The sequence below is a fragment of the Psychrobacter sp. ASPA161_9 genome, from assembly GCF_051970275.1.
Taxonomy (GTDB): domain Bacteria; phylum Pseudomonadota; class Gammaproteobacteria; order Pseudomonadales; family Moraxellaceae; genus Psychrobacter.
On sequence record NZ_JBEFNI010000010.1, the window covers coordinates 108,769 to 133,644 of the forward strand.

Sequence of the window (24,876 nt, forward strand, 5' to 3'; positions counted from 1 at the left end):
AAATATCTTGATAAGTGTCTTAAATCGTTCGGTGAAGTGGGTGAGTGGCTGAAACCAGTTCCCTGCTAAGGAACCATACGTGTAAGCGTATCGAGGGTTCGAATCCCTCCTTCACCGCCATTTATTCGGTTTATTGTTAGATTATAATGCAGTATATCGATGTGAAATAGTTTTAAAAAACTGTAATAGAAAATACCCTATTTTAAGTAATAAAACATGTTGACATCAGCTGGATTATCTATATAATAGCCAACCTAATTTACTGTAAATGTTATTTAAAAAGCAGTGGATGATGTGCAAAATACGCGCCTGTAGCTCAGTTGGATAGAGCACTTGGCTACGAACTAAGGGGTCGGGAGTTCGAATCTCTCCAGGCGCACCATTTGCATACTAGCTTACTTGTTAATATAACTGCTAAGCTTAAAGAACATCTAAATCAATCGCCTGTCTTATGACAATTTGGCGATTTTTTTATGTCTGCTATTTTTATAAAAATACTATCTTTGTTTTCAACTAAAATTCTCTTTCTTTGTCGGTCTTCTCTTATCATAATGTACGATAAGTACCTGAATTACGGTACAATAGCAGCACTATTCATTGCTTGCTATGAGCTTGTATCATGTCAAAAAGTACGTCGAAAGCTGCCACTAAGTCAAAGTCTCAAAAAAATACTCCTCAACAACAGATGCCTCGTATTGAAGAGCCTACGATTGCCAAACCAATGGCACGTATCGTCGCTATTCTCTATGATGGGATGTTGATTTTGGCGTTATTGTTCTTAGTAGGGACAGTGCTAACGGTCATTGGGACGCTGCTCACTATGGAGACAGGGACGCAGTCTGAACAAGCACAATCGCTGCCGACATGGTATCAGAACTTTATTATGACCCCATCCTTTATACTAACGCTAGTGGCCTTTTACGGTTTATTTTGGCGTCGAGGGGGTCAGACACTAGGCATGCAGACATGGCGACTGAAAACCGTCAATAACGCCGGACATCTGCTAACGTGGGGTCAATCATTCAAACGTATTCTAGCGGCTGCTTTGATGCCGTTGATTTTTGGCATTATTGGTAGTCTGATAGGTGGCTCACGCGCTATTTTACTAACCAGCGCATTTTTGGGCCTAGTGTTTAACTACGTATTTTGCTTATTTAATCGCCGAGGCTTAGCGGTACAAGATATGTTGTCAAACACTATTACTTTAAAAATGCCAAAAGTGGCGCATGAAGGTTTGTGGCGCGGCTTTAGAAACCGTAAGCAAAATAAGTAGCTGAAAAATGTCATTGTTTGAGTAACAATTGATAAGAACACGATTGATTACATATTTGCCGTCTGAATTAGCCATACAGTATAGCCAACGAAGAATAGTATCATTGTGATGCCAGATGTACGGCCAAATTTGCGGTTGGAGATAAAGGCAAACACACACATTACAAAGAGCAGCGAAGTAATCAGCCCCATTACCAGTACATCACGAGATAAGATCATTGGATTGGTTGTAATCGGTGCAATAATTGCTGCTAGTCCTACTACCCCTAGCGTATTAAAAATATTAGAGCCGATAATATTACCAAGTGCCATATCGTGCTCACCATGACGAGCTGCGGCAAGACTTGCGACCAGCTCTGGCAAGGATGTGCCAATAGCAACGATAGTCAGCCCAATAATCAACTCACTCAATCCCCAAAATGTCGCTACCTCAACTGCGCCCCATACAATCGCACGTGAGCTCAAGACTAACATCAGCATACCTACGAACAAGCTCCCTAACCCGCGTGCTAAGCTTGGCTCTATATAGCCTGAGTCTGTAATTTTTGCTGTCGCGCCTTGTATTTCTGTTTCCGTACTTCTTATATCCTTGCTTTCTACTACGACGTTGCCTTTGGCGAGATTGTTTTCTTCAGGGTTATCATTATATTCTAAGCTGCCCGTACGTAAGCTAAGCACGATTTGAACGCCTAAGACGATTACTAATAAGACTAATAACAATATGCCATCAGCTAGGCTTAGTACGCCGTCACGCAACTGCCATGCTGCTAGAGCAGTAATCAGCAGCAGCATGGGCATGTCGCGCGCTATGATGCTCTTATGGATGATGATAGGGCTTATGAGGACTGTCGCGCCTAATACCAGCGCAATATTAATAATATTTGAGCCATAAGCATTACCCAAGGCAAGCTCAGGACTACCGTCTAGTGCTGCCAATACCGATACCACCATTTCAGGTGCTGATGTTCCTAAACCTAAAATCAGAACCCCAATCAGAAAACTTGGTAGCCCCAGCTTTTTTGCTAATGCAGTTGCGCCATCAATAAAGACATCAGCGCTCCAAACGAGAATCGCTAAACCAACCAGTATTGCAATAACTGCCAACCACATGAGTACTTTCCTTTACGAATAATGAATGAGTAATTTGCTTTTAGTTGATATAAAAAAAGCCGAACCACCATTTGGATTCAGCTTTTATATAGAAATAAATATTTTTGACAGATCCAATACTAGAACACGCCCTAGCTATTGATAAAGATAAGTACTTTTGAGTACCAACTTTAACGACTATTAAGTATTAGGCCACTTGTACAGGGATAATATTGGCGGTGTCTTTGACCGTATTATCTTCATTGCAATAGACTAGTTTTGGCTGATAAGTCTCGGCTTCTACTTCATCAAAATGAGCATAGGCGCAGATAATGACGATATCGCCTAAGTCAGCCATATGGGCTGCAGCACCATTCAATGAGATGATACCAGAGCCAGCTTCAGCGCGAATAGCATAGGTGCGAAAGCGCTTGCCATTGGTCACATTATAGATGTCGATTGATTCATTTTCACGTAGACCAGCAAGATCTAGCAAGTCACCATCAATACCGCACGAGCCTTCATAATGAAGCTCAGCATGCGTGACGCGGGCACGGTGCAATTTGCATTTAAGCATATTAAGTAGCATGAATTGCTTCCTTAGCGTAACAAAAGTAATCAGTTAATGGGGACAAACAGATATAAATAAAAGGTCAATTCAACACCTTATTGGTTTATTTTGCACCATCTGCCCAAGTATAGAACGTAAAATAACACTATTAACTACTCCATCAAAACAGGTACTGTTTTTAACTAGTAAGCATCGAATTTTGAGCAAGAAGTAGTAAGTTTTAAACAGAAGGTATAATACCGTTCAGTCAGGCAGTTTAAAACCATTAATTTGCGAACGCGCGCGTTCAATATCACCATCTAATAATAAAGGTAGCGCCTCAAAAGCTGCAGTTAGCGCACTATCAATAGCGATTTGCTCATCAGGTGACGCTTTAGAGAGCACATGTCCGCTAACTTTAGACTTATGACCCGGATGACCAATGCCGACACGCAAGCGATGAAAGTCATTACCAATATGCGGAGTGATATCACGCAAGCCATTATGTCCGCCATGGCCGCCATCTGTTTTGAGCTTAATGCTGCCAGCAGGAATATCTAGCTCGTCATGGGCAATCAGTAACTCGTCATTATCAATGCCATAAAACTTGACCATTGGTATCACAGACTGTCCAGATTTATTCATAAAGGTCGATGGCATCAATAGGCGCACATCATGACCATGAATCTGCCCACGTCCTGTTACCCCGTGAAATTTTTTGTCAGGGGAAAGCGTAATATTGAACTGCTGCGCTAAATGATAGACGAACCAAAATCCTGCATTATGACGCGTAAACATATACTGCTGCCCAGGATTTCCAAGACCGACGATAAGCTTTATGGACATGAGAATACTCTGCTTCAATTCAATAAATAATCATGCACGAATAAATGAGACTTGTATCATTCATTTGTTACATTCTGAGAAAACATAGTTTGCAATCCTAATATTCACAAACTGCACTTACAAAAACAGCAGGAGACATCAATCCCCTGCTGTTTTTTAATTAAACGAACCTTGTATTACATAGCAGACGTTAGGTCGCTATGTAAAGGTTGTTTATTATTCGCCGTCTTTGTCTTCATTAGTAGCTTCTGCGCCTTGCTCAGTGGCAGGTACGTCAGCTGCATCAACATCTTCAGCGTCTTCGTCAACTTCTTCAACCGTTGGTGGCTGCATGTTAACGATAGTACGATCATGCGCATCTTCCATATCAAGATCGAAGATAATAACGCCTTCAGGTAGTTTGATGTCTGATAGACGGAACAAATCACCGATTTCCATACCAGATACGTCAACTTCTAGGTATTCAGGAAGCTGTGATGGTAGGCAAACGATTTCGATATCAGAAACTAGCGTAGATAAGACACCACCAGCTTTAGTGCCTGGCGCTTCTTCACGACCAGCGAAATGCACAGGAACGTTCATGTTAATTTTCTGACCTTTTACAACGCGCTGGAAATCAGCATGCATTGGGAAGCCTTTAGCTGGATGGCGTTGTAGGTCTTTGATAACAACTTGATGCGTTTCGCCGTCAACATTTAGAGTCAAAATGTGTGAGAAGAAAGCTTCGAATTCAAGTGATTTTACTAACTCGTTAATTTTGATAGAGATAGCTGTTGGCTCTTCACCACCACCATAAATGATAGCAGGAACAAGATTCTGCTTACGTAGGCGGCGGCTCGCACCTTTACCTTGTAGCTCAGCAGAACGATCAATTGCGTTTAGTTCAAAATGATTAATACTCATGGATATAATCCTGTAAAAAGAATGAGGAAGTGTCTGGTCATAAAAAAGTGGATTTGCGACCAATCCACTAATAGGTGGTGATGGTTAAGATTTATAGGTGTGAATAAAATTCGTAACCAGTAAATTTAGCCATTTGCTTATCGTAATGATTTTTATGACATTAATTATCAATTTAATCGTTACTTTTAAGCATGATCAGCACTTTTGAGAATGCCAACCAGATTAAAAGACAAATGGTCGGCACAGGCGCGCATTATACGTGGTTTTGTAGCAATAATAAAGACCTACGCGAAATGACTGTGCAATCCTAATAGGTAAAAAAAGCGCCAAGTGCTGACACTTGACGCTTTTTTTTAAACTTAAGCAGTGTTTTATAACGAGCATTGCCAAAAGAAAGTAGGGCAAGTACTCAGTAAAAACCTAAGCATCAAACATAGCGCTGATAGATTCTTCGTTATTAATACGACGTAAGCTCTCAGCTAGCATTGGTGCGATAGAGATCTGACGGATTTTGCTACAAGCTTTGGCCGCATCAGATAAAGGAATAGTATCGGTAACCACGACTTCATCTAATGCTGATTCAGAAATATTTTTGAGCGCATTACCTGATAGTACAGGATGGGTAATATAGGCTAAGACGCGACGTGCACCGCTTTCTTTTAGCGCTTCTGCTGCCTTGCATAGAGTACCTGCAGTATCAACCATATCATCGACGATGACACAATCACGGTCACGTACATCACCGATAATGTGCATCACTTGTGACTCATTGGCACGGGCACGGCGCTTATCGATAATCGCCATGTCGGTATCGCCTAATTGCTTGGCCATAGCACGTGCACGAACAACACCACCAACGTCAGGTGAAACCACCATGATGTTATCGTAATCTTGTTTTTTGAGATCATTCAATAGAACAGGGGTGGCATAGATGTTATCAACAGGAATATCAAAGAAACCCTGGATTTGATCTGAATGCAAATCGACAGTCATAACGCGGTCAATACTAACGATGTTGAGCATATCAGCGACGACTTTGGCCGAAATAGGTACACGAGCTGAACGTGGACGACGATCTTGACGAGCATAACCAAAGTAGGGCATCACAGCGGTAATACGACCCGCGCTTGAACGACGCAAAGCATCGGCCATCATCATGATTTCCATCAAATTATCATTGGTAGGTGCACAGGTAGGTTGCATGATAAACACGTCTTTACCGCGTACGTGTTCTTTGATTTCTACAGCGATTTCGCCATCAGAAAAGCGAGTAACATCAGCTTTACCAAGAGGAATGTGTAGGTGGTCGGCTACGGTTTTCGCTAATTCAGGGTGGGCATTACCCGTAAAAATCGCCAAATAAGGCATGACTGAAGTCCTATTGATTGACTCAAGCAGCGACCGCTAAGCAGTGTCTAACTGCTCAAATGAAGAAAAGTGTGATGAACGTTACAGCAGAAAATGGCAGGGGTAGCTGGACTCGAACCAACGGATGTCAGGATCAAAACCTGATGCCTTACCAACTTGGCTATACCCCTGTAATGTTTAGGCTTATCGAACGTTAGCTACTAATATAAAACATTAGCATAACGCTATTACCTAGGAGACCGTCTAAAAAAAACGGCATTCCCTAACGGTGTTCGTTGCGAACTATACCGAAATTGGGAGGGTGTTGTCAATTACTATAAGCTAAGTAATTACTAATAACAGTACTTATTACCAATATAGATTGAGCAATACACTTAAAATATGGCAGGGGTAGCTGGACTCGAACCAACGGATGTCAGGATCAAAACCTGATGCCTTACCAACTTGGCTATACCCCTATTGTGGCGACCTATTATAAGTAAGTTTTCAGATTTTGCAAGTCATTTGCGGCTTTTTCTGGCTTTTATTCGTAAAGAGCAAACTATGAAGTGAGTTCAGCAACTTAGTAGTGAAAATTGATAACAATTATCGGACGTAATTATTTCTAATTGTTTAATGAATTAAGTGCAGCCTACTTTGTAGTTAGAAAGGATGAGAAAATCGCGCCTCTCGCTTGTATCTATCCATCCGAGCAGGTCGGTCGCTATTGATTGAGCGCAACCTACATTCCTACACACGTTTAGCGCACTAGTGTGAAGAAATTCAAGTAGGATGAATATGAATAGCGTCACTAACACGCATTAAACGAGGAGAATGACATAACTTATATTCTAACTCAGCCTAGTAAGCATCATATTGAATTGACCATCAATGGCAAAATTAGCAGTGATGATATGAAGCATCTACTTGATGAATGGATGCAAGCAACGGCTTCTATGAATCAGACTGACTCAAATACCGAACTACAAAACGCTACCTTGCTTTATCGCATTAATAGCTTTGCAATGCCATCGTTTTCGGCGGTAATGGATGAGATGAAACGTATGCCTGAGTTGTGGGCAACAATGAAGTATTTTGGCAAAATGGCAGTGATTAGCGAACAGCAATGGCTACAAAAGGTGGCTGAAATTGAAGGCTGGATGATACCAAATTTGGATATCAAAGGGTTTAATCCTGAAGACGAATCAGCTGCTAGGATTTGGTTAGGGATTCAAGATTAGCCTGTAGATTGAGCTCGAGTAGGGTGCGCCCATCGCACCATCTTTAAGCGATCCATAGCTTTTCGATGCGTAAAATGCATCCTACACAAGTTAGCGTTTAAGATGGTAAATTGTTTACCACATAGGCTGGACAAGGCGCATCTGCAACCCAATTCGCCAAAAGCTTTTTATCAGTAATCACACTTGCATCCAGTGGCAGGAATACCGCGCTACCAGAGCCAGTCATGCGTGCTGTACCCAATGCTACTTCTTCTAAGCCTTGCAAATAACGTAACGCTTCATTAACGGCAGGGGCGAGGCTTTTCACTACGGAAGTAAAGACATTGTGGTAGGGTGCAAGTAGATTTTGCGTATAATTCCTAGACTGATTTTGGATAGTCTGTATTGATAGTGGTGCGATATCATGCTGTAATTTAGGATGAGCGAATAGCTTAGCAGTATTGACGTGGGCATCAGGAGTCAATATTAAATAATGCTGATCTGGCAAATCAATGGCTGTCAGCTCCTCACCAATACCCATCGCAATAGCATCTTGCCCGAAAATAAAGATTGGCACGTCTGCGCCAATCGTAGCACCAATTTTTATCAGCTCATTTTGAGTAAAGTTAAGCTGCCAAATCTCATTTAATGTCAATAAAGTAGTCGCGGCATTAGAAGAGCCGCCGCCCAAGCCTGCACCCATCGGCAAATGCTTGTCTAAGGTTATTTTTACTTGGGGTAGCTGCTTAGGTAGCTTGTTTGACTGTATGGCAGTCGCTAGTAACGCACGTGTGGCTTTAAAGATTAAATTGTCTTCTATACTAGTAGTTATCGTTTCTGCGCCAGTTAACGCCAATAACTGACCACATAGCTTGTTAACGTCTAACGAATCCTCAGTGCTAATAGCCACCGCGTTATCTGCGACTAAAAAATGCAAATAGTCGCCCCAATCGAGCAGGCGAAATACCGTTTGCAGGTTGTGATAGCCATCAGCGCGCTTACCAGTGATATGCAAAAATAAATTAATCTTTGCAGGTGACAAACGGCTGATCACTTTATTGGCAGTGGTAGCATTCTTAATCATAAATAGCAGTCATTATTCTTTATATTTATTAACTACTTTGGTGGTTAATAGTCATGATAACTTTGTGGCCTTCAGGCTGCACGGCGCTAATCTTAGCAGGTAGTTTATCTGTACCCTTGTAAGTGAAGCTTGCCGTCCATTGACCATTGACCGAGCTGATTAACCTACCTTGCGCGTCTAGCTGTGGCGCAGTATCTGAAGGTGCTGAACGCCCAGATATCCAGTAGGGCATCTGCGAGATAGGCGCTTGCCAGCCAGTTGCTTTTTGTAGCAAGGTTTCAGGATTATCAGCGGTTAACGTACCTGTCTTTTCACTGACCAATGTTGCCGTTTGGCCGTTATATTCGATATTGGTTTTGCCAATGCCTAAGGCCCCAATTAACTCGATAGCAAAACGCTCGTTTTGCTGACCCCATGCATAAAAGGCGCTACCACCTTGCGCTTCGGCTGTCCCATTGGCAGGAGTCGTTACCCCAATTTTGCCGGTGATATTAAAATTATCGAGCTTTTGTACTTGTACGATAGGAGAGGTGGGTTTATTCGTCGCACTTGTACCCTGCAAAGACTGACAACCAGAAGTAATTAATAACGCAGCGGTAACTGCACCAAACGCCGCTAACTTTTTAGGTTTATGGCTTATTGCTGTTGAGAAGGCTGACATAGGTGTTCCTCAAAAATTTACAAAATTAAAATCAAAATAAAGCGATGAAAAAATACTACGCTCAATTTGTTACCCAGTTATGCCCTGTTGTTAAAGACTTATTGGCGGCATGAGTAACGATTGTATATAACACAAGCAGATGAATACCGTTAAATCGACGAAACATTAATAGAGCTGTACGCGATCATTGACGTTATGTTGTCCGAATGAAAAGCGCTGTTGCAAGTCCTCTAATAATGCATTGACCTTATCGCTTTCGCCTAATCCTTGATAAGCGCGCAGCAAGAGTACGCCTGAACGCAACGTTGGCAGCACATCATAAGGGGTTTGTAAGTAACTAATTACTTGCCCATAGTTTTCATTAGCCAAAGCACTGCTAGCCAATACGTTTAGAGCTTGCAGATGCAGCTCATTATCGTAACGTGGATCATCGAAACGAACTTGGACAATCGCTTGTGCAAGCTCTAACCCTTGTTCAGAGTTTTGATCATTAGATAACAGCAATTGTGCGTAGCTGAGCTGGTAAGATAGGTTGCTAGGATCTAGTGCTTGCAAATGATTGAGCAAAGTACGTTTAACGATATAGTCATTGCGATCGTCAAGCAATTGGACCCGGGCGAATACTATCGTTTGGTTATTGGGGTACTTGCGACTGACGCGAGTCAATAGCTGTAAGGCTTCATCAGCCTTATCATGCTGCCATAGGATATTCGCTTGTAAAACATAAGTTTCAGGCGCAAAGACTGCAAATTGTTCACGGAGCTTGTCTAAGGTTTTTATTGCAGCATCAATATTGCCATCTAGGAGCTCAAAGTCGACGACTTTTTTACGTGCAGCCAGTACCAAGTCTTCTTGCATGACGCTATTTAAGTAGGACTTGGCCTGCTCGAAGCGTTGCTGCCGCTCCGCGCTAATACCTAAATAATAGTAAGCTTGATCAAGATAGGTAGGAGTTTTTGCCAACATGTTAAGCAGTTGATCAGCGCTACGATATTCTTCAATATCTAAGCTGACTAAAGCAGCCAATAAAGTAATCTCTGCATCATCATTAAAGCGTTGATGGGCATCAAGTAGTAATTGCCACGCTTCTTGGCTTTGCTTTAAATCAAGCAAATAGCGAATTTCATATAGGTATAAACTCTTACTATCAGGATTACGCAGGCGTGCTTGGCTGACATAATTGATTACCGTCTCTGCCGGTTCGATCTTGCGCAAGATATCGGCTTTTAAGGTAATAAAGGGAACATAATCAGGCTGACCTAATAAGGCTCGATTGATATGGACAATTGCTATCTCATGCTCATTAAACTGATAGAGTAAACCTGCTTTTAATACTGAGAGCGAGGCATTTTGTTCACTATTAATTGGCTGTAAGGCTTCTAGAAGCTCACGTTGATCTTTGTCTATCGTTGGATAAATACCAATCAATATATCACTCAAATCGGTACGTGGATCATAGCGTAAAATACGGTTTAAGGACTCACCCGCCAAGGTGTAATCGTGAGCTTTAAGCGCTAAATGCGCCACATAGAACCAAGCAGGAACATGGTCAGGGTTTTGATCTTGCCACATTTTGGCAAATTGTAATGAGTCACCCACATTATCATGACGCAACGATAAACTAAGCGCGCGCTCAAATACCACTGTCGCATCTTCTTTAAAAGACTGCTGTTTATAAAGCGTTAATGCACGCTCAATATTACCGCGATCAGCAGCAAACTCAGCGTCTAGTAGCGCATATAGGCTAGGCTCGCTAAGCTTTGGTTGTAACACAGTCGCTGTGGGTAAGCTAGTAATGTTGACTGTGCTATTTGGGTATTGCTCCTCTGACTTATCTTCTAACTCATCACTATCATCAAAATTATTATCAAAGCTATCAATATCGTCAGTATCTTCAATTATTGAGCTAGGCATCAATGGAGATATTGTCATCTCAGCACCATTTCTATGAAACACAGCATGTCGAGTGCTGTTGTTTTTGATAGAACTATCAGCAGCAGCAGCAGCATCATTAGCAATATCTACTATTACTGTCTCAGGTGTACATAATAATGACGGCGTATCGACGAAATTTGCATGAGCAGAAGTTCCTAGGCACAACCAAGCGGCTAACAATAAGGTTAGCTTGCGGCGCTGACGTAGACGAGACAAAATGCTGTCTAACAAATCCTGAATACTAAGCTGACTGTCATATGCAAGTTGCAGCGCGAGTTTTGATTGAAATAACAACCCAAAAAAAATCATAGAATAATGGTATTCACCAGTAAAAAAAGACACTTTATTATAAAAGCGGATGACTACAGTAAACAATAGTACTCATGTTAACTGAAAGCCAAAATAACCGCTATTAGCATCATGATAAGATGTTCAACTGCTCTAAAAAAGCAAACGTATTAAAAATTCTGCCTTAATAATAGCATACTGATTATTGTTATCAGTTTGAGATTGGCTACCCTCAATTTTTACTTCAGACTGTCTACTAGGTTCGTCTATACAGAATAATAAGTCTCTATATTGGGTATCAATATAGTAGATATTAATGATAATAATTAAAAGCAGATATTGCGGTTGATTTGTTGTTCATGTGCCCAGATACAAGCAAACAGCTATCGCAGATAGGTGAGTGTTAAATAAAACCAGTAACAATGATATAATAAGCGGTTTTATATTCAAAGCATCTGCTATATAACCTATTTAAATCAATAACGTCACGTCATTTATGCATCGGCTAACGTCCGACTGTGGTGTGTCTGAGCATGTTTTTGCCAGCTGCTTTTTGACACCTTGTGACAGTTGATGATATCAGTGAGCGTTATGTTTATGGTCTATCGATAATGAGATTAGTGGTCATTGGGGTTAATCACAAAACTGCACCAGTCGCTCTACGAGAGCGTTTGGCGCTTGTGGGTGAAGATGTGAACATCGCTCTTGAGCAGTTAGAGGTCTTTACTGATGGTAGCGTGATTGTTTCAACTTGCAACCGTACTGAAATCTACGCTCTAGTGCCTCAAACAACATTGCCTCACTCATCAGCCTCGCAAATTCCAGAGTTACAAGTTATCGATAATGATTTTGCATCAGATGATAACACGCTTAGTAGCGACACTATTGCCAGCTCCAGTGTTTCCTCAGCTGCCATTAGCGCTCACGTTATGCAGATTAAAACATGGCTTGCCAACTTTAAGCAGTTGTCGTTAACTGAGATTGATCCTTATCTATATGTGCATCGTGATACGCATGCGCTTACCCATTGGCTACGAGTCGCCGCTGGCCTTGACTCAATGATATTGGGCGAACCGCAAATTCTCGGTCAGATAAAACGGGCCGTGCATCTTGCGCAAGATGAAAATGCATTGAGCAATCAATTGGGCTGGGTTGTCGATCAGGTGTTTGCAGCGGCTAAACGCGTACGCAATGAAACCCAAGTTGGCGCTCAAGCTGTATCGCTCGGCTTTGCAGCGGCCAAACTGGTCACCCAAATCTTTGATGATTTGCCTAGTCGCACCTTATTGGTGGTTGCGGCAGGTGAGATGAACCGCTTAGTGGCGACCCATATTGCAGGGCTTGGGGTAGGGCGCATTATCATTTGCAACCGCAATCCTGAGCGTGCCGAGGCCTTGGCGGCTGAGCTACGTAATCCCAACCGCAGGGTGGAGGTTAGATCCTTACAAGAGCTGCCACAAGTATTGGCAGAGGCTGATATTGTGAGTAGCTGTAGTGGTAGTATGGATTTATTGATTGATAAAACGATGGCCATACAAGCGCTAAAACGTCGTCGTTATCGGTCGATGCTGATGATAGACTTGGCAGTACCGCGTGATATCGATTCAACCATCAGTCGGATAGATGATGTTTACCTCTATTCTGTCGATGACCTGCAACATGTAATCGCAGGCAATCTTGAACAGCGTAGGCAAGCGGCTGTCGATGCTGAGCTGCTAGTCAGCCAACTGGTCGTTGAGATGGAGCGAAGCTTCCAAGTACGGCAAGTAGGGAAAGATATTCAGCATTATCGGATGTCCACTCATACCCAAGTTGATAAGCTGCTGCATGAGTCTATTGCCAAGCTTGAGCAAGGGGATGCGAGTGCTGAAGATATCATTACTGAGCTATCACGGCGTCTCACCCAAACGTTAACCCACGCGCCATCGAAGCTTATGCGTAAGGCCGCCCGCGAAGGCGATAGTGAATTACTAGACTTTGTGGTATCGGGTCTGCATGATGCCTATCGTAAACGCTAATAAGCGGCTATTAGTTGCGAGAAAATCGTAAATTGCGCAGGCTATATCGTTACATGAACAAACCGTTGTCAACCGACATTATCAGTGCTAATATCAAGCTGTCATGTTGGTATTAAATGATAATAAGGCGGTCTTAGCTATCAGTATTACCGCGCTTATTTTAGTTTAATATGTTTTGCTTTGACAAGTTGTCAGTGACCATTATTACTCGCCTACCGCCGCGTAGCACCTATAATGGCGCAAACGTCATGTATGACTTCGTTTTTCATAAAACCTAAGATGTACAAGACACAATCACCAACGGCAATAGCGCTAGGATAAAGTGCTATATCGTCAATCCTATGTCATACCCTCTATCATTATTTGGTATTCATTAGTTGATATCTGTTATTCAGCGATTACTCAACCATGATTCAACATTGTTACCTAGTTAGTTATATCTATATTAGCGCCTAAACTTAGTAGCTAAATTATGCTGTAACCAAGCTTTGTCACAACCAAAGCTTAATAACATCTAAATAATCTAACAACAAACAAGGAATGTCCCATGACTGCATTACGTCAAGATATCGACCCAGAAGGTTTATTAGAGTATTCAGTGGTTTATACTGACCGCGCCCTTAATCATATGTCCAAAGTCTTTCAGCAAGTAATGAATGACTTATCTAGCGAGCTCAAATCAGTTTATAATGCTGACGCAGTCGCCATCGTTCCAGGCTCTGGTACTTATGGCATGGAAGCAGTTGCCGCCCAGTTAGCAAAAGATCAAGACTGTCTAATCATCCGTAACGGTTGGTTCAGCTATCGCTGGACGCAAATTCTAGAAAAAGGCAACATTGCCAAGTCGTCTACGGTTTTAACCGCTGATCGTACTGAAGATACCGATGCGCCAAAACCGTTTGCACCCGTCGATATCGAAACCGCCGTTGCTAAAATTAAAGAACAAAAACCAGCGATCGTTTTTGCTCCGCATGTCGAGACATCAGCCGGTATCATCTTGCCAGAAGATTATATCAAAGCGTTAGCAGATGCGACTCATAGCGTCGGTGGCTTATTAGTGATTGACTGTATTGCTTCAGGTTGCGTCTGGTTGGATATGAAAGCGTTGGGTATTGATGTGCTTATCAGCGCCCCGCAAAAAGGCTGGAGCAGCACTCCTTGTGCCGGTCTCGTTATGCTAAGCGATGCTGCTGTTAAAAAAGTAGACAGTACCGAATCAAATAGCTTTAGCCTTGATTTAAAGCAGTGGTTAAATATCATGCGCGCCTATGAGAATGGTGGTCATGCTTATCATGCCACGATGCCAACTGATAGCTTGCGTCAGTTCCGCGATACTATTAATGAAGCGAAAAAAATCGGCCTTGATAAATTGTGTGACGCGCAGTGGGAATTGGGCAAACGTGTCCGTAAAGTACTAGAAGATAAAGGCATTGAGAGCGTCGCTGCCGATGGCTTTAAAGCTCCTGGGGTGGTCGTTTCTTATACTGAACGTGACGATATGCATAAAGGTAGCGCCTTCGCTGAAGCTGGCATGCAGATTGCCTCTGGCGTACCATTGAAAGTGGGTGAGCCTGAGAGCTTCAAAACCTTCCGTTTAGGATTATTCGGCTTAGATAAGCTGACGGATATTGACGGTGCGGTACAGCGTTTTGAGTCAGTGCTTGACGAAGTATTGGCTAAATAATACCTCTATCTAATAAGATACTTCTAGCTAAAAAATACTGAGCCTTTGTAATACTGGGTTCAGTATTTTTTACCTTTTTATTATGTTTTATAATATAATATATTTTAATAAATCATAAACCAAGTAAATACTTAATAAAAACTGATAGGTAATGCGTTATGAGTATACAAGTAGACTGGCAAGCATTTACTCCAATCTCCCTAGTAGGTGGTTTAATGCTAGGGGTAGCGACCGTCATACTGCTACTGGGTATTGGACGTATTGCAGGTATAAGTGGTATTTTTTCAAGCCTGCTCAAACCCAAGCGCGTCGAGATGTGGCAGGTATTATTCATACTTGGTCTCGTTGCCTCGCCACTGCTGTATAAGCTGGCAAGACCGCTCCCTGATGTGGAAGTCAGTACTTCTTTACCATTATTAATCGGCGCAGGTTTGCTGGTTGGCTTCGGTACGCGTCTAGGCTCAGGTTGTACGAGTGGCCATGGTATTTGTGGTAATGCGCGCATGTCACCACGCTCTATGGCGGCAACGGCGACTTTTATGTTCTTTGGTATCGTGACCGTCTATATCGGTCGACATGTACTAGGGCTACTGTAAATGTTAAGCGGTATAGGTAGCATATTGCACAGACGGCGCTCAACACTGTTAATAAAAGATAATAGCGAGATACAACAATGCTAAAAAATATAATTGGATTACTGGCAGGGTTATTGTTCGGGTTTGGATTACTGGTATCAGGTATGACCGATCCTGTGAAAGTACAAGGGTTCTTAGATGTCTTTGGTGCGTGGGATATCTCTCTAGCACTGGTGATGGGTGGTGGTCTTGCGGTGGCGATTGTCGGCGTACGCTTAGCCAAGCGTCAACAGACCAGCTGGATTGGCACCTCAATTGATATGCCCAGCAAGACGGTTATCAATAAAAAGCTATTAATCGGGGCGATGTTATTTGGTATCGGTTGGGGTTTGGTGGGTATTTGCCCAGGGCCAGGTATTGTACTGCTTGGTACCGGACAGTGGCAGGCTTATGTATTTATTCCAGCGATGATAATAGGGATGCTGGTTTATCAATGGCTTGAGCCAAAGCTTAATTAGCATGGGCTTGGTTGATAGCTCTCAAAAATATTATAAGAAATAATAGCCTTACTTATTATAGAGTCAATGCAGTGTTAACAACAAAAGGTCAGCCTAAATTCAATTAGGCTGACCTTTTTTATGACTTCAATTTAATAGCCAATAACTTAGAATGTTACTGGCTATTAAGTTATTGGCTATGTTGCACTTGGAGTAACTTTTGGGGTTTCATGAGCCAATGACTTGGCCGCTTGACGCAGCTCAAATTTTTGTACTTTACCCGTACTGGTTTTTGGAATTTCAGCAAAGATGATGTATTTAGGTACTTTGAAACCCGCTAAATGCTGTTTGCAATGCTCCATCACGGTATCGCGCTGCAAGGTGCTGCCTTCATGAATCTCGATAAAGGCCACTGGTACTTCGCCCCATTTATCATGCGGGGCGGCAACGACAGCACAGCTTTGAATCGCAGGCAACTTATACAAGACGTTTTCGACTTCGATACTAGAGATATTTTCGCCACCTGAGATGATGATATCTTTGAGCCTATCCATAATTTTGATATAGCCGTCAGGGTATTTGACACCCAAATCACCGGTGCGGAACCAGCCATCAGCAAACGCTTCTTCGGTCGCCTTACGGCTCTTTAGGTAGCCTTTCATCACCATATTGCCGCGTAATGCCAGCTCGCCCATTTCCTCACCATCAGCCGCAACTGGTTCAGTCGTGCCTTGTTTAAACACCTCAAAGCCAGTCATTAGATGCGAAGTCACGCCTTGACGCGATTTTTTCTGCGCACGTGCAGCAACATCAAGCTCATCCCACTCTTCTTGTTCAGCGCAGACAGTGACTGGTCCATATACTTCAGTGAGACCATAAACATGAGAGATATGAAAACCCATGGCTTCCATCTCTGCCAGCATGGTTTCAGACGGTGGCGCCCCAGCGACCCAACCATTAACTTGATGGTTAATCGCTTCTTTATACTCAGGCTTGCCACTTGCGATCATATTATGTACGACAGGCGCTGAGCAATAATGAGTCACTTTATGCTTAGCAATCAGCTGCAAAATCAAATTGCCGTCAATTTTACGCAAGCAGACGTTGACGCCAGCACGCTCAGCGATAGTCCACGGAAAGCACCATCCATTGCAATGAAATAGTGGGAGCGTCCATAAGTACATTGGATGTTTGGGCATATCCCAATCTAAAATGTTGGATACAGCATTGAGAGTGGCACCGCGATGATGGTAGACCACACCTTTAGGCTTGCCTGTGGTACCAGAAGTATAATTGAGCGCGATAGCTTCCCATTCGTCTGCTGGCTTTTCCCAATTATCTAAGCTGTCTGAGCTGGCAACCAACTCTTCATAGCTCATCTGTCCAAAACGCTCGACATCGACAGCAGCATCTGTCGCATGAATAACAATTAAGTTTGGAAAAGCTTCGTCGATAATCTCAGCATGCTCAGCAAATTCGCTATCTAAAATTAACACTTTTGCTTCTGAATGCTGTAAACAAAAGGTAAGAGCATTGATATCGAGACGCGTATTTAGGGTACAAAGTACGCCGCCTGACATCGGTACACCAAAGGCACACTCGACCATCGCTGGGGTATTCGGCATCATGACCGCGACCGTATCATTCTTATCAATACCAAGCTTACGCAGGCCATCAGCCAATTGTCTGCAACGATCATAAGTTTGTTGCCACGTTTGGGTGAGATCATTTTGCTCTAAATCGTCATAGATGATAGCGGTCTTGTCAGGATAGACTTGCGCACTACGGATAATAAAATCAATTGGGGTAAGCGGTTGGTAGTTGGCTGCATTTTTGCCGAGACCCGTGTGAAAGTCGGTCATAGGGATAGTCCTTTATCTTTATCGTATTATGGATTTAGCGGTTTTTTATATTGGATTTTGCATGTTAATAGCTATCTTTACTAACATTTAACCCGTTTATTATAGACAACTGTACTTAGAAAGCGAGCTTGTTTTGTGGCCTTTACTTAACTATGCGGCATAAACAAAAGGCATGGCAAATAATGTTATGAACATGGTGTTGTAAACATACTGTTCACTCGTCAGTCGCTTGTCTGCGTAGCTGATAATAATAGCGGTGTGTTACGATAGAATTAACACTGAATCATTAAATATTTAACATTCTTAAGCCTAATATACCTCATACTCAATGACATGAATACAAGAAAGCCGAAAGTAGGCTGTACTACCGTATGGGAAATTAGGTTGCCGATGACATCAGATTATTGTGAGCAAGTTATAACAGTTACAACCCATTAATTCATAAGGACAATGATATGAGCGCCAGCCCTAATACCGCAAGCCCAAAAAACTCAAACACTAAAACTTCTGATCGTATTGCTAGCACTGACACAACTATGGATGCTACCAATGCGGCTAAGCATTACCCTCATCTATTTGAGCCATTAGATTTGGGCTTTACCACCCTCAAAAACCGTGTGGTTATGGGCTCTATGCATACGGGACTTGAGGATCGTTTTTATAACTACGGTAAACTGGCGGCGTATTTTGCGGAGCGTGCCAAAGGTGGCGTAGCGATGATGATCACTGGTGGTATCTCACCCAATCGTGAAGGCTGGTTGTTGCCTGCTGGCGGCACCATGAATACGAGAGCTGACGTCATCAACCATCAGCGTGTCACTCGTGCGGCGCATAAATATGATAGCAAAATCATCATGCAAATCTTGCACAGTGGTCGCTACGGCTATCATCCTTTTGCCGTATCAGCCAGTCCAATTAAATCACCAATTTCGCCATTTAAACCGCGTAAGATGAGTATTAAAAACATCGAGCAGACGGTGAAAGACTTTGCACGTTCAGCTCGTCTTGCCAAGCAAGCGGGATATGATGGTGTCGAAATCATGGGCTCTGAAGGCTATCTACTTAATCAATTCTTATCACGTCATGTGAATAAACGTACTGATGAATACGGCGGCAATATTCAAAATCGTATGAAGTTTGCGGTTGATGTGGTTAAGGCTGTCCGCGCGGCAGCTGGTGAAGATTTTATTATCCTATTCCGTTTGTCAGTTATTGACTTAGTCAAAGACGGCAATGTCATGGATGAAGTCATCACTGTGGCTAAAGCGCTAGAAGAAGCGGGCGTGACTATCATGAATACTGGTATTGGCTGGCATGAAGCGCGTGTACCAACGATTGTCACTAGCGTACCACGTGCTGCCTTTGTTGACTTTACCGCTGAGATTAAGAAGCATATCAGTATCCCGATGATGGCGGCGAACCGTATCAATATGCCAGACACCGCTGAAAAAATTGTCGCTAACGGTCAGGCCGACTTGATTCAAATGGCACGTCCGTTTCTCGCTGATGCCAACTGGGTTAATAAAGCTAAAAATGGCGAAGCTGACCGTATCAATACTTGTATCGCGTGTAACCAAGCTTGCCTCGATCATACCTTTGAGAATAAACGCTCAACTTGTCTGGTCAACCCGCAAGCGTGTCATGAGACCGAGCTGGTCTATAAGAAAACCAAAAAGCCGCAAAAAGTCGCGGTCATCGGTGGCGGTGTCGCTGGCATGTCAGCGGCTCACGTTGCCGCGCTACGTGGTCATGAAGTGACACTGTTTGAAGCCAAAGATATCTTGGGCGGGCAGTTTAACTATGCCAAAGTTATCCCCGGTAAAGAAGAATTCTTTGAGACCATCCGCTACTATATCAACGAGCTTGAGCATTTAGGCGTCGAGATCAAACTTAATACCAAAGTCGATAAAGCAATGCTTGAGAAAGCCAAATTCCATCATGTCATCGTCGCTACTGGCGTAGTGCCAAGAAGCTTAGCAGGTAAGCTTGAAGGTGCTGATTTGCCACAGGTAATGAGCTATGCAGAATTGCTATCTGGTGAGAAATCAGTCGGTGATACGGTCGCTGTCATTGGCGCTGGTGGTATTGGCTTTGATGTCAGCGAATATCTCACTGCGCGTCATGGTCAGCCGCTCGATGAGCTAGATCCTGAAACGCTGAAAGATCCAAGCTATCGTCCAAAGGCGCAGTCGATTAGTGAATGGCGCGAAGAGTGGGGTGTCACGGCTAACCCTAGCTATCAAACTGATGGTGGCTTGATTAAGCCTGAAGGCATCACGCCTATTCGCCAAGTGTACCTCATGCAGCGCACTAAAGGCCGCTTGGGTCGCGGCCTCAATAAAACCACAGGTTGGGTACACCGCGCTCATGTCAAATCGCATGGCGTCATCCAAGTATCGGGCGCCCAGTACGAAAAAATCACCAATGAGGGTATTTGGATCACCAACAATCAAGGGCAAAGCCAGCTACTACGTGTCGATAGCGTGGTGGTCTGTGCTGGTCAAGAGTCAGTGGTAGACCTGATGCCAAATGTCGGTGATGCGCCAGACGCACAATATCATCTCATCGGTGGCGCTAAACTGGCGGCTGAGCTAGATGCCAAACGCGCGATTCGTGATGGGGCAGAGGTTGCGGTACAGATTTAGGGTTTGGATTTTAAAACAATAGTAAGAATAATGAGACGGTAGGGTAGCGATCTCCTACCGTTTTTTGCTTCGTAAATTGTGGCTCTATTTAATTCTACAAAGGTTCTTCAATATCACCCAATGTGAGACCAGTTTCTTGAGTGCTATAGATAGTAATACCTGTATCGTCGATTTTACCATTCATAACTAATCTACCAATTCGATTGCTGGCTTGTTGATTGTCTTGATCAGCCGCTTTGGTATACCAGTCCAAAGCTTTAGCATAGTTCTGATCTACGCCCTTACCAAAATAGTAGAGTGAGCCTATATTATTTTGAGCATCAAAATCTCTATTATCAGCTGCTGATAAATACGACTGCATTGCTTTTTTGTAGTCTTGATTAACACCTACTCCATTTTCGTACATCACACCGAGATTGAATTGAGCTTCAACGTACTCTTGATCAGCGGATTTTTTGAATAAGTTAAAGGCTTTTTCATAATCCTGAGGAACTGAGTCGCCCTCGTAGTAGGCTAGCCCGAGTTCATATATTTCAGCAGCGGTGTTTTTATTGGATGAAACCGTTGTGTTTGATGACTCTGCTGAGCAAGCAGAAACTATCAAACCACTGGATAGCACTGTCGCTAGGAATATAGACTGGGTTAAAAGAATAATTTTTCTTTGATACATCGAAATCTCTTAGGTAAACATTTATTTGCTAGTCTGGATTGAACTTACCTGTGTATGGGTCATGGCTTTTGGTACAGGTATACACTCTACTTCTTTTTGGGATTGGTTAGGCTGACAATAATCAAGCGTGTCTGATATGATCTCTTCTTGCATCTCTAAAATATTTGGATCCGCTGGAGTCAAGTAAACTTTACCCATATTGATATACCTTTTGATATCTACGTTATAAGATTCTTGGTCTTGAGCAGTATTTGTACTGGGTAAATTACCTAATGTGTAGGATTTATCTTTGTAGTCATCTTTGATAAATATTAAAGCAGCACCGCTATAATCACTATAGTCATAACTCTTAGGAGGGAATACTCTATAGTGATACTCAATCTGCGGTATCAAAAATTTACCATCATTGTCTGTTACGTCGAAATCCTTCGACGTTAATATGACCTTAACATTACTAACAGGTTCGCTAGTCCTTCTGTCTATTACCTGTCCTTCGATCTGAGGAGTCATGTAAGCTACCTTTGCTTCACACGCCGTGAGCACTACGCACATCATAACTGTAGTCATAGAAAATATATTAAGTTTCACTTAATTAATCTCCAGTCGGCTTGCCCATAACAAACCTTTAACATCAGTTTCATTAGCCACCACACGTTCAAAAAAATCTTTTGGTTCTCCTCTAGCATATTTCATTAAATCTAACTCTCCTTTTGTAGGGTATTGATATGTATCATTTGGTGCTTGTAGTACAGTAGAGCTGCCTTCATGAATTAATGACCGATAATCACCTCGGTAGGCTGAAACGAAGGTATGGCCCAACTCATGAGCAAAGGTTTCTTCAAACTTATTATTACTATAATCTGCATTTCGAGTGACCCATCTACCATCGCTTCTCTTCAAACAGCCAGTGTTGTAAACTACTTCTTGGAATTTAGGGAAGTTGTTCGATCGTCCAAATTTACCGTTTGTATTGTAGGTAATCTTTGTCTGATTTGTTGCCCTCTTATTGGATAATATGGCCTTGGTATATACTTGATAAACTTGTTTTTGAATAGTAACATGCGGCTTAATATGGGAATGAGTACTATGGTTACGACTCCAATACTTTTTTACTCCAGCCGATGCAAGTTTCAGCAAATCGTTATCCGTCATGTTCGGTTTTACTAGCATTCTATTCAGTAGGCGGCTGGCTTTGATTTCCTCTACCGCTACTTTAGAGGGTGGAATGCCCCTGAATTCTATAGTATCGGCAATATTAATACGTAAACTTACGTCAATACGTTTATTCTGTTTATTAATTTTAATGTCTGCCCATTGTTCTTGTTTATATCCAAACTTAACCTTTTTTGAATGATCAGCAGAAAAACCAGATTTAGACTGCCCTGTTACCTTAAACTCCTGTTCTCCATGAACAAGCATACTGCTATCATACTTATCTTTAACAAAGCCATTCCACTCAAAGGCAACCGTATCTCCTGCACTAAAAATGCCTATCTTCTCAGCAAGAAGTGCAGAGCCTCCTGAACTTCCAGATCCTGTACCTGATATGTTCAATTTTAAATTCTTAAAAGTACCGCTATGAATTTTTACTTCAATATAAATTTTACTGTGTTTCAGTCCGTTGGCGATGGAATCATTAAACTTTGGAATACCCATGGGTACGTAGGTATTATCTTTTAAATATATTTTGCTTAATGTTAAATACGCTCCCCTATCTTTCTCTTTAAAAAGGTTATTTTGTAAATCCGACTTCGCAAACACCAAAGGCGTTGGCTGCTCAACCCCAAACACCTCAAAATCCGATTCACAAAACGACTGTTGAATAGCAATCAGCTTAGCGCCGCAGCTGGTCACATCGCCGCCACGTGCGATGGGTGCACCATCGACAATAAATGACGGGTCACCACTAAGAATAGTAGTGACTTTTTTGCATTTCTTACAGATGACTTTATCGCCTTTACGCGAGACAGGGATGCCGTTATGAGTGGTGTGCGGTGAGCCGGAGATTACCGTCCCACCATGAGAGGTCTTTGCGCCAACGGTGATATAGGCTGCCATAGTGCTACCTTGCTTAAATGCCCGAAGTTTAGATTTTAAAAAAATCTATTATTTGCGTGACATTATAGATGGCTATAACGCTAAATATCAAACTTAAGTTTGTTTAAAGGTATAAATTATATGGTAAGCTCAATCGGCGTGAACTATGAAGGCTTTTGAGTAATTGACTGCAAGAGGAACTTGACTCTCTTTATTCATTATTAATAACAAGCAAAAATCTAACCTTCCATTTCGCTAGTCAACCACTCAGACACGTCATCAATATGCGCTGCCAAATCAGAATGCGCTTTGCCGAGCTCAGCAAGCTTGGCTTTTACTTCATGTCTATCATATTTAATATCAGTCAGCGTCTCTTTTAATAGGTCAATTAATTCAACGTTTAGCGCATCAGAGAAGATGACCACCTCGCTAATCACTGCGTGCTTCACATCAAGATGCAAATCAATAATACCCCAATCAAAGCGCGTCTCAATGTGATGCGTAAATTCAGGGGTCTTGCCAAAGCGCCAATCCCAATCCGTCATTTGTTGATAGTATTTATTCAGGTTAGGCTGCTTGGCGAGACTGGCTTCATCCAATTCTTCTACTGGCGTGGTGTCGCCATAATCAGTGTCACAATAATACTCACAAAATGCATCAATAATTGCATTTGATAAGGTCTCGTGATTGATGTTTTCATTAAACTCAACCAAGTTGGCAACGCGAGCGCGTACGGACTTAATGCCTTTAGCTTTGAGCTTAAGCGGATGCGGATTAAGATAATCGCCCAGCTTTTGCATATTGGCATTGACGAGTAACGTGCCGTGATGAAAGCTACGATCCGCCGCATGTTTAAAGGCGCTACCTGATATCTTCTTATCACCGACTTGCATATCGTTACGACCAGACAATTCAGCGTCTATGCCGAGCTTTTTTAATGCATTGATAATAATGGTAAAGTTCGCTTCTTGGTCGTAGTCGTCTTTGGGCGATAAAAAGGTAAAGTTGGTATTACCCAAATCATGAAATACCGCGCCGCCGCCACTCTGACGCCGTGCCAAAAATACATCGTCTTCTTCCATCTTATCGATTTTGCATTCCACCCATGGGTTTTGCGAGCGCCCGATGACCACGGTCTCGCTATTGCGCCATAAGAATAGCGTGTGCGAGTCGGGATTGAGCGCTTGGAATATCCAATCCTCGGTCGCAAGGTTAAACCACGGGTTGGTGACGCTTGATTTTAAGATGCGCAGTTTCATTATTTATCCTTTTTAGTAGGGATTTCGCAAATTAGGTCAAATATTTTTATATACAATAATGTAAAAGCTTAACTTGGGTTAAGCTATACTATCGACTTTAAGTATTAGACTATGGTTGATTTAATGAGTAATATTGTGAGCGTTTGACAAAATATGCTTGTAAATAACATAGCTGTTAATCCTATATATTAGTTATATTCAATTAAGAAAAATATTCTAAAGGGTGCGAAATGATTAAACATACTATAGAACGAGTTGAATTAGAAGGTATACATAATAGGTATGATTTAGATATATTTTTCACACCTACTCTAAATATTTTGTTTGGAGAAAATGGTACTGGAAAGTCTACGTTGATACACATTATAGCTAATGTTTTAAACTGTGACTTTATAAGATTTGCTTTTCTAGAGTTTCATAAAATAAGAATTACC

The 24,876-nt window shown here is 42.3% G+C and carries 21 protein-coding genes and 4 tRNA genes; 10 read left to right on the forward strand and 15 right to left on the reverse strand.

Annotated elements, in window-relative coordinates; all coding sequences use genetic code 11:
- Window positions 1-30 precede the first annotated feature (30 nt).
- The 3 genes from ACTQ9S_RS11980 (at window position 31) to ACTQ9S_RS11990 (ending at window position 1,273) form a co-directional block, all read left to right on the forward strand.
- Window positions 31-120: transfer RNA gene (locus tag ACTQ9S_RS11980), tRNA-Ser, on the forward strand.
- Window positions 121-305: 185 nt separating this feature from the next.
- A tRNA-Arg gene (locus tag ACTQ9S_RS11985) sits at window positions 306-382 on the forward strand.
- A gap of 237 nt (window positions 383-619) precedes the next feature.
- Window positions 620-1,273 carry an RDD family protein gene (locus tag ACTQ9S_RS11990; protein WP_068033949.1) on the forward strand — a complete coding sequence of 218 codons (654 nt, stop codon included), beginning with the start codon at window positions 620-622 and terminating at the stop codon, window positions 1,271-1,273.
- 47 nt (window positions 1,274-1,320) lie between these two features.
- Here the strand turns inward: ACTQ9S_RS11990 and ACTQ9S_RS11995 are convergent, their stop codons facing one another.
- The 7 genes from ACTQ9S_RS11995 to ACTQ9S_RS12025 all read right to left on the reverse strand — a co-directional run bounded on the left by ACTQ9S_RS11995 (window position 1,321) and on the right by ACTQ9S_RS12025 (window position 6,486).
- On the reverse strand, window positions 1,321-2,382 hold the full coding sequence (locus tag ACTQ9S_RS11995) for a calcium/sodium antiporter (protein WP_350655631.1): 1,062 nt from the start codon (window positions 2,380-2,382) through the stop codon (window positions 1,321-1,323).
- A 187-nt stretch (window positions 2,383-2,569) separates the two neighbouring features.
- On the reverse strand, window positions 2,570-2,950 hold the full coding sequence (gene panD, locus ACTQ9S_RS12000) for an aspartate 1-decarboxylase (RefSeq protein ID WP_025651868.1): 381 nt from the start codon (window positions 2,948-2,950) through the stop codon (window positions 2,570-2,572).
- A 225-nt stretch (window positions 2,951-3,175) separates the two neighbouring features.
- The gene (gene pth, locus ACTQ9S_RS12005) at window positions 3,176-3,757 is read right to left on the reverse strand and encodes an aminoacyl-tRNA hydrolase (protein ID WP_068033953.1); all 582 of its coding nucleotides are present in this window, start codon (window positions 3,755-3,757) and stop codon (window positions 3,176-3,178) included.
- Window positions 3,758-3,973: 216 nt separating this feature from the next.
- Window positions 3,974-4,660 (reverse strand): 50S ribosomal protein L25/general stress protein Ctc, encoded by a 687-nt coding sequence (locus ACTQ9S_RS12010; protein ID WP_350655630.1) that lies wholly within the window; start codon window positions 4,658-4,660, stop codon window positions 3,974-3,976.
- A gap of 420 nt (window positions 4,661-5,080) precedes the next feature.
- Window positions 5,081-6,028 (reverse strand): ribose-phosphate pyrophosphokinase, encoded by a 948-nt coding sequence (locus ACTQ9S_RS12015; protein ID WP_068033957.1) that lies wholly within the window; start codon window positions 6,026-6,028, stop codon window positions 5,081-5,083.
- A 94-nt stretch (window positions 6,029-6,122) separates the two neighbouring features.
- A tRNA-Gln gene (locus tag ACTQ9S_RS12020) sits at window positions 6,123-6,198 on the reverse strand.
- A gap of 212 nt (window positions 6,199-6,410) precedes the next feature.
- A tRNA-Gln gene (locus ACTQ9S_RS12025) sits at window positions 6,411-6,486 on the reverse strand.
- A gap of 402 nt (window positions 6,487-6,888) precedes the next feature.
- On the opposite strand from ACTQ9S_RS12025, the gene ACTQ9S_RS12030 reads away from it, so the two are divergent.
- Window positions 6,889-7,248, forward strand: a complete 360-nt coding sequence (locus tag ACTQ9S_RS12030) for an STAS/SEC14 domain-containing protein (protein ID WP_350655629.1) — start codon at window positions 6,889-6,891, stop codon at window positions 7,246-7,248.
- Between the two features lie 97 nt (window positions 7,249-7,345).
- On the opposite strand, the gene ispE is transcribed toward ACTQ9S_RS12030, so the two are convergent.
- The 3 genes from ispE to ACTQ9S_RS12045 all read right to left on the reverse strand — a co-directional run bounded on the left by ispE (window position 7,346) and on the right by ACTQ9S_RS12045 (window position 11,216).
- The gene (gene ispE, locus ACTQ9S_RS12035; RefSeq protein ID WP_350655628.1) at window positions 7,346-8,311 is read right to left on the reverse strand and encodes a 4-(cytidine 5'-diphospho)-2-C-methyl-D-erythritol kinase; all 966 of its coding nucleotides are present in this window, start codon (window positions 8,309-8,311) and stop codon (window positions 7,346-7,348) included.
- 28 nt (window positions 8,312-8,339) lie between these two features.
- Window positions 8,340-8,972 carry a lipoprotein insertase outer membrane protein LolB gene (gene lolB / locus ACTQ9S_RS12040; protein WP_068033963.1) on the reverse strand — a complete coding sequence of 211 codons (633 nt, stop codon included), beginning with the start codon at window positions 8,970-8,972 and terminating at the stop codon, window positions 8,340-8,342.
- 165 nt (window positions 8,973-9,137) lie between these two features.
- Window positions 9,138-11,216, reverse strand: a complete 2,079-nt coding sequence (locus tag ACTQ9S_RS12045; RefSeq protein WP_440455061.1) for a tetratricopeptide repeat protein — start codon at window positions 11,214-11,216, stop codon at window positions 9,138-9,140.
- A 590-nt stretch (window positions 11,217-11,806) separates the two neighbouring features.
- On the opposite strand from ACTQ9S_RS12045, the gene hemA reads away from it, so the two are divergent.
- From hemA to ACTQ9S_RS12065, 4 genes are all read left to right on the forward strand, one after another.
- Window positions 11,807-13,213, forward strand: coding sequence for a glutamyl-tRNA reductase (gene hemA / locus ACTQ9S_RS12050; protein WP_068033968.1), 1,407 nt, complete (start codon window positions 11,807-11,809; stop codon window positions 13,211-13,213).
- A gap of 547 nt (window positions 13,214-13,760) precedes the next feature.
- The gene (locus ACTQ9S_RS12055; RefSeq protein ID WP_350655626.1) at window positions 13,761-14,897 is read left to right on the forward strand and encodes an aminotransferase class V-fold PLP-dependent enzyme; all 1,137 of its coding nucleotides are present in this window, start codon (window positions 13,761-13,763) and stop codon (window positions 14,895-14,897) included.
- A 158-nt stretch (window positions 14,898-15,055) separates the two neighbouring features.
- On the forward strand, window positions 15,056-15,493 hold the full coding sequence (locus ACTQ9S_RS12060) for a YeeE/YedE family protein (RefSeq protein ID WP_350655625.1): 438 nt from the start codon (window positions 15,056-15,058) through the stop codon (window positions 15,491-15,493).
- 77 nt (window positions 15,494-15,570) lie between these two features.
- On the forward strand, window positions 15,571-15,990 hold the full coding sequence (locus ACTQ9S_RS12065) for a DUF6691 family protein (RefSeq protein WP_068325558.1): 420 nt from the start codon (window positions 15,571-15,573) through the stop codon (window positions 15,988-15,990).
- A gap of 176 nt (window positions 15,991-16,166) precedes the next feature.
- On the opposite strand, the gene ACTQ9S_RS12070 is transcribed toward ACTQ9S_RS12065, so the two are convergent.
- A complete protein-coding gene (locus ACTQ9S_RS12070; protein ID WP_350655624.1) occupies window positions 16,167-17,831 on the reverse strand; it encodes an AMP-binding protein in 1,665 nt (554 codons plus the stop codon).
- A gap of 536 nt (window positions 17,832-18,367) precedes the next feature.
- Between ACTQ9S_RS12070 and ACTQ9S_RS12075 the strand changes: the two genes are divergently transcribed.
- On the forward strand, window positions 18,368-20,476 hold the full coding sequence (locus ACTQ9S_RS12075; protein ID WP_440455069.1) for an FAD-dependent oxidoreductase: 2,109 nt from the start codon (window positions 18,368-18,370) through the stop codon (window positions 20,474-20,476).
- Between the two features lie 94 nt (window positions 20,477-20,570).
- Here the strand turns inward: ACTQ9S_RS12075 and ACTQ9S_RS12080 are convergent, their stop codons facing one another.
- From ACTQ9S_RS12080 to ACTQ9S_RS12095, 4 genes are all read right to left on the reverse strand, one after another.
- On the reverse strand, window positions 20,571-21,146 hold the full coding sequence (locus ACTQ9S_RS12080; RefSeq protein WP_440455062.1) for a tetratricopeptide repeat protein: 576 nt from the start codon (window positions 21,144-21,146) through the stop codon (window positions 20,571-20,573).
- A 21-nt stretch (window positions 21,147-21,167) separates the two neighbouring features.
- Window positions 21,168-21,656: a hypothetical protein gene (locus ACTQ9S_RS12085; protein ID WP_440455063.1), complete on the reverse strand. Its 489-nt coding sequence runs from the start codon at window positions 21,654-21,656 to the stop codon at window positions 21,168-21,170.
- Between the two features lie 78 nt (window positions 21,657-21,734).
- Complete coding sequence (locus ACTQ9S_RS12090) at window positions 21,735-23,204, reverse strand: PAAR domain-containing protein (protein ID WP_440455064.1); 1,470 nt, start codon at window positions 23,202-23,204, stop codon at window positions 21,735-21,737.
- 218 nt (window positions 23,205-23,422) lie between these two features.
- Entirely contained in the window at window positions 23,423-24,442 is a 1,020-nt protein-coding gene (locus ACTQ9S_RS12095; protein WP_440455065.1) for a lipoate--protein ligase, read from the reverse strand.
- A gap of 230 nt (window positions 24,443-24,672) precedes the next feature.
- On the opposite strand from ACTQ9S_RS12095, the gene ACTQ9S_RS12100 reads away from it, so the two are divergent.
- Window positions 24,673-24,876, forward strand: a 204-nt coding sequence (locus ACTQ9S_RS12100) for an AAA family ATPase (protein WP_440455066.1), incomplete at its 3' end; no start/stop codon positions are given.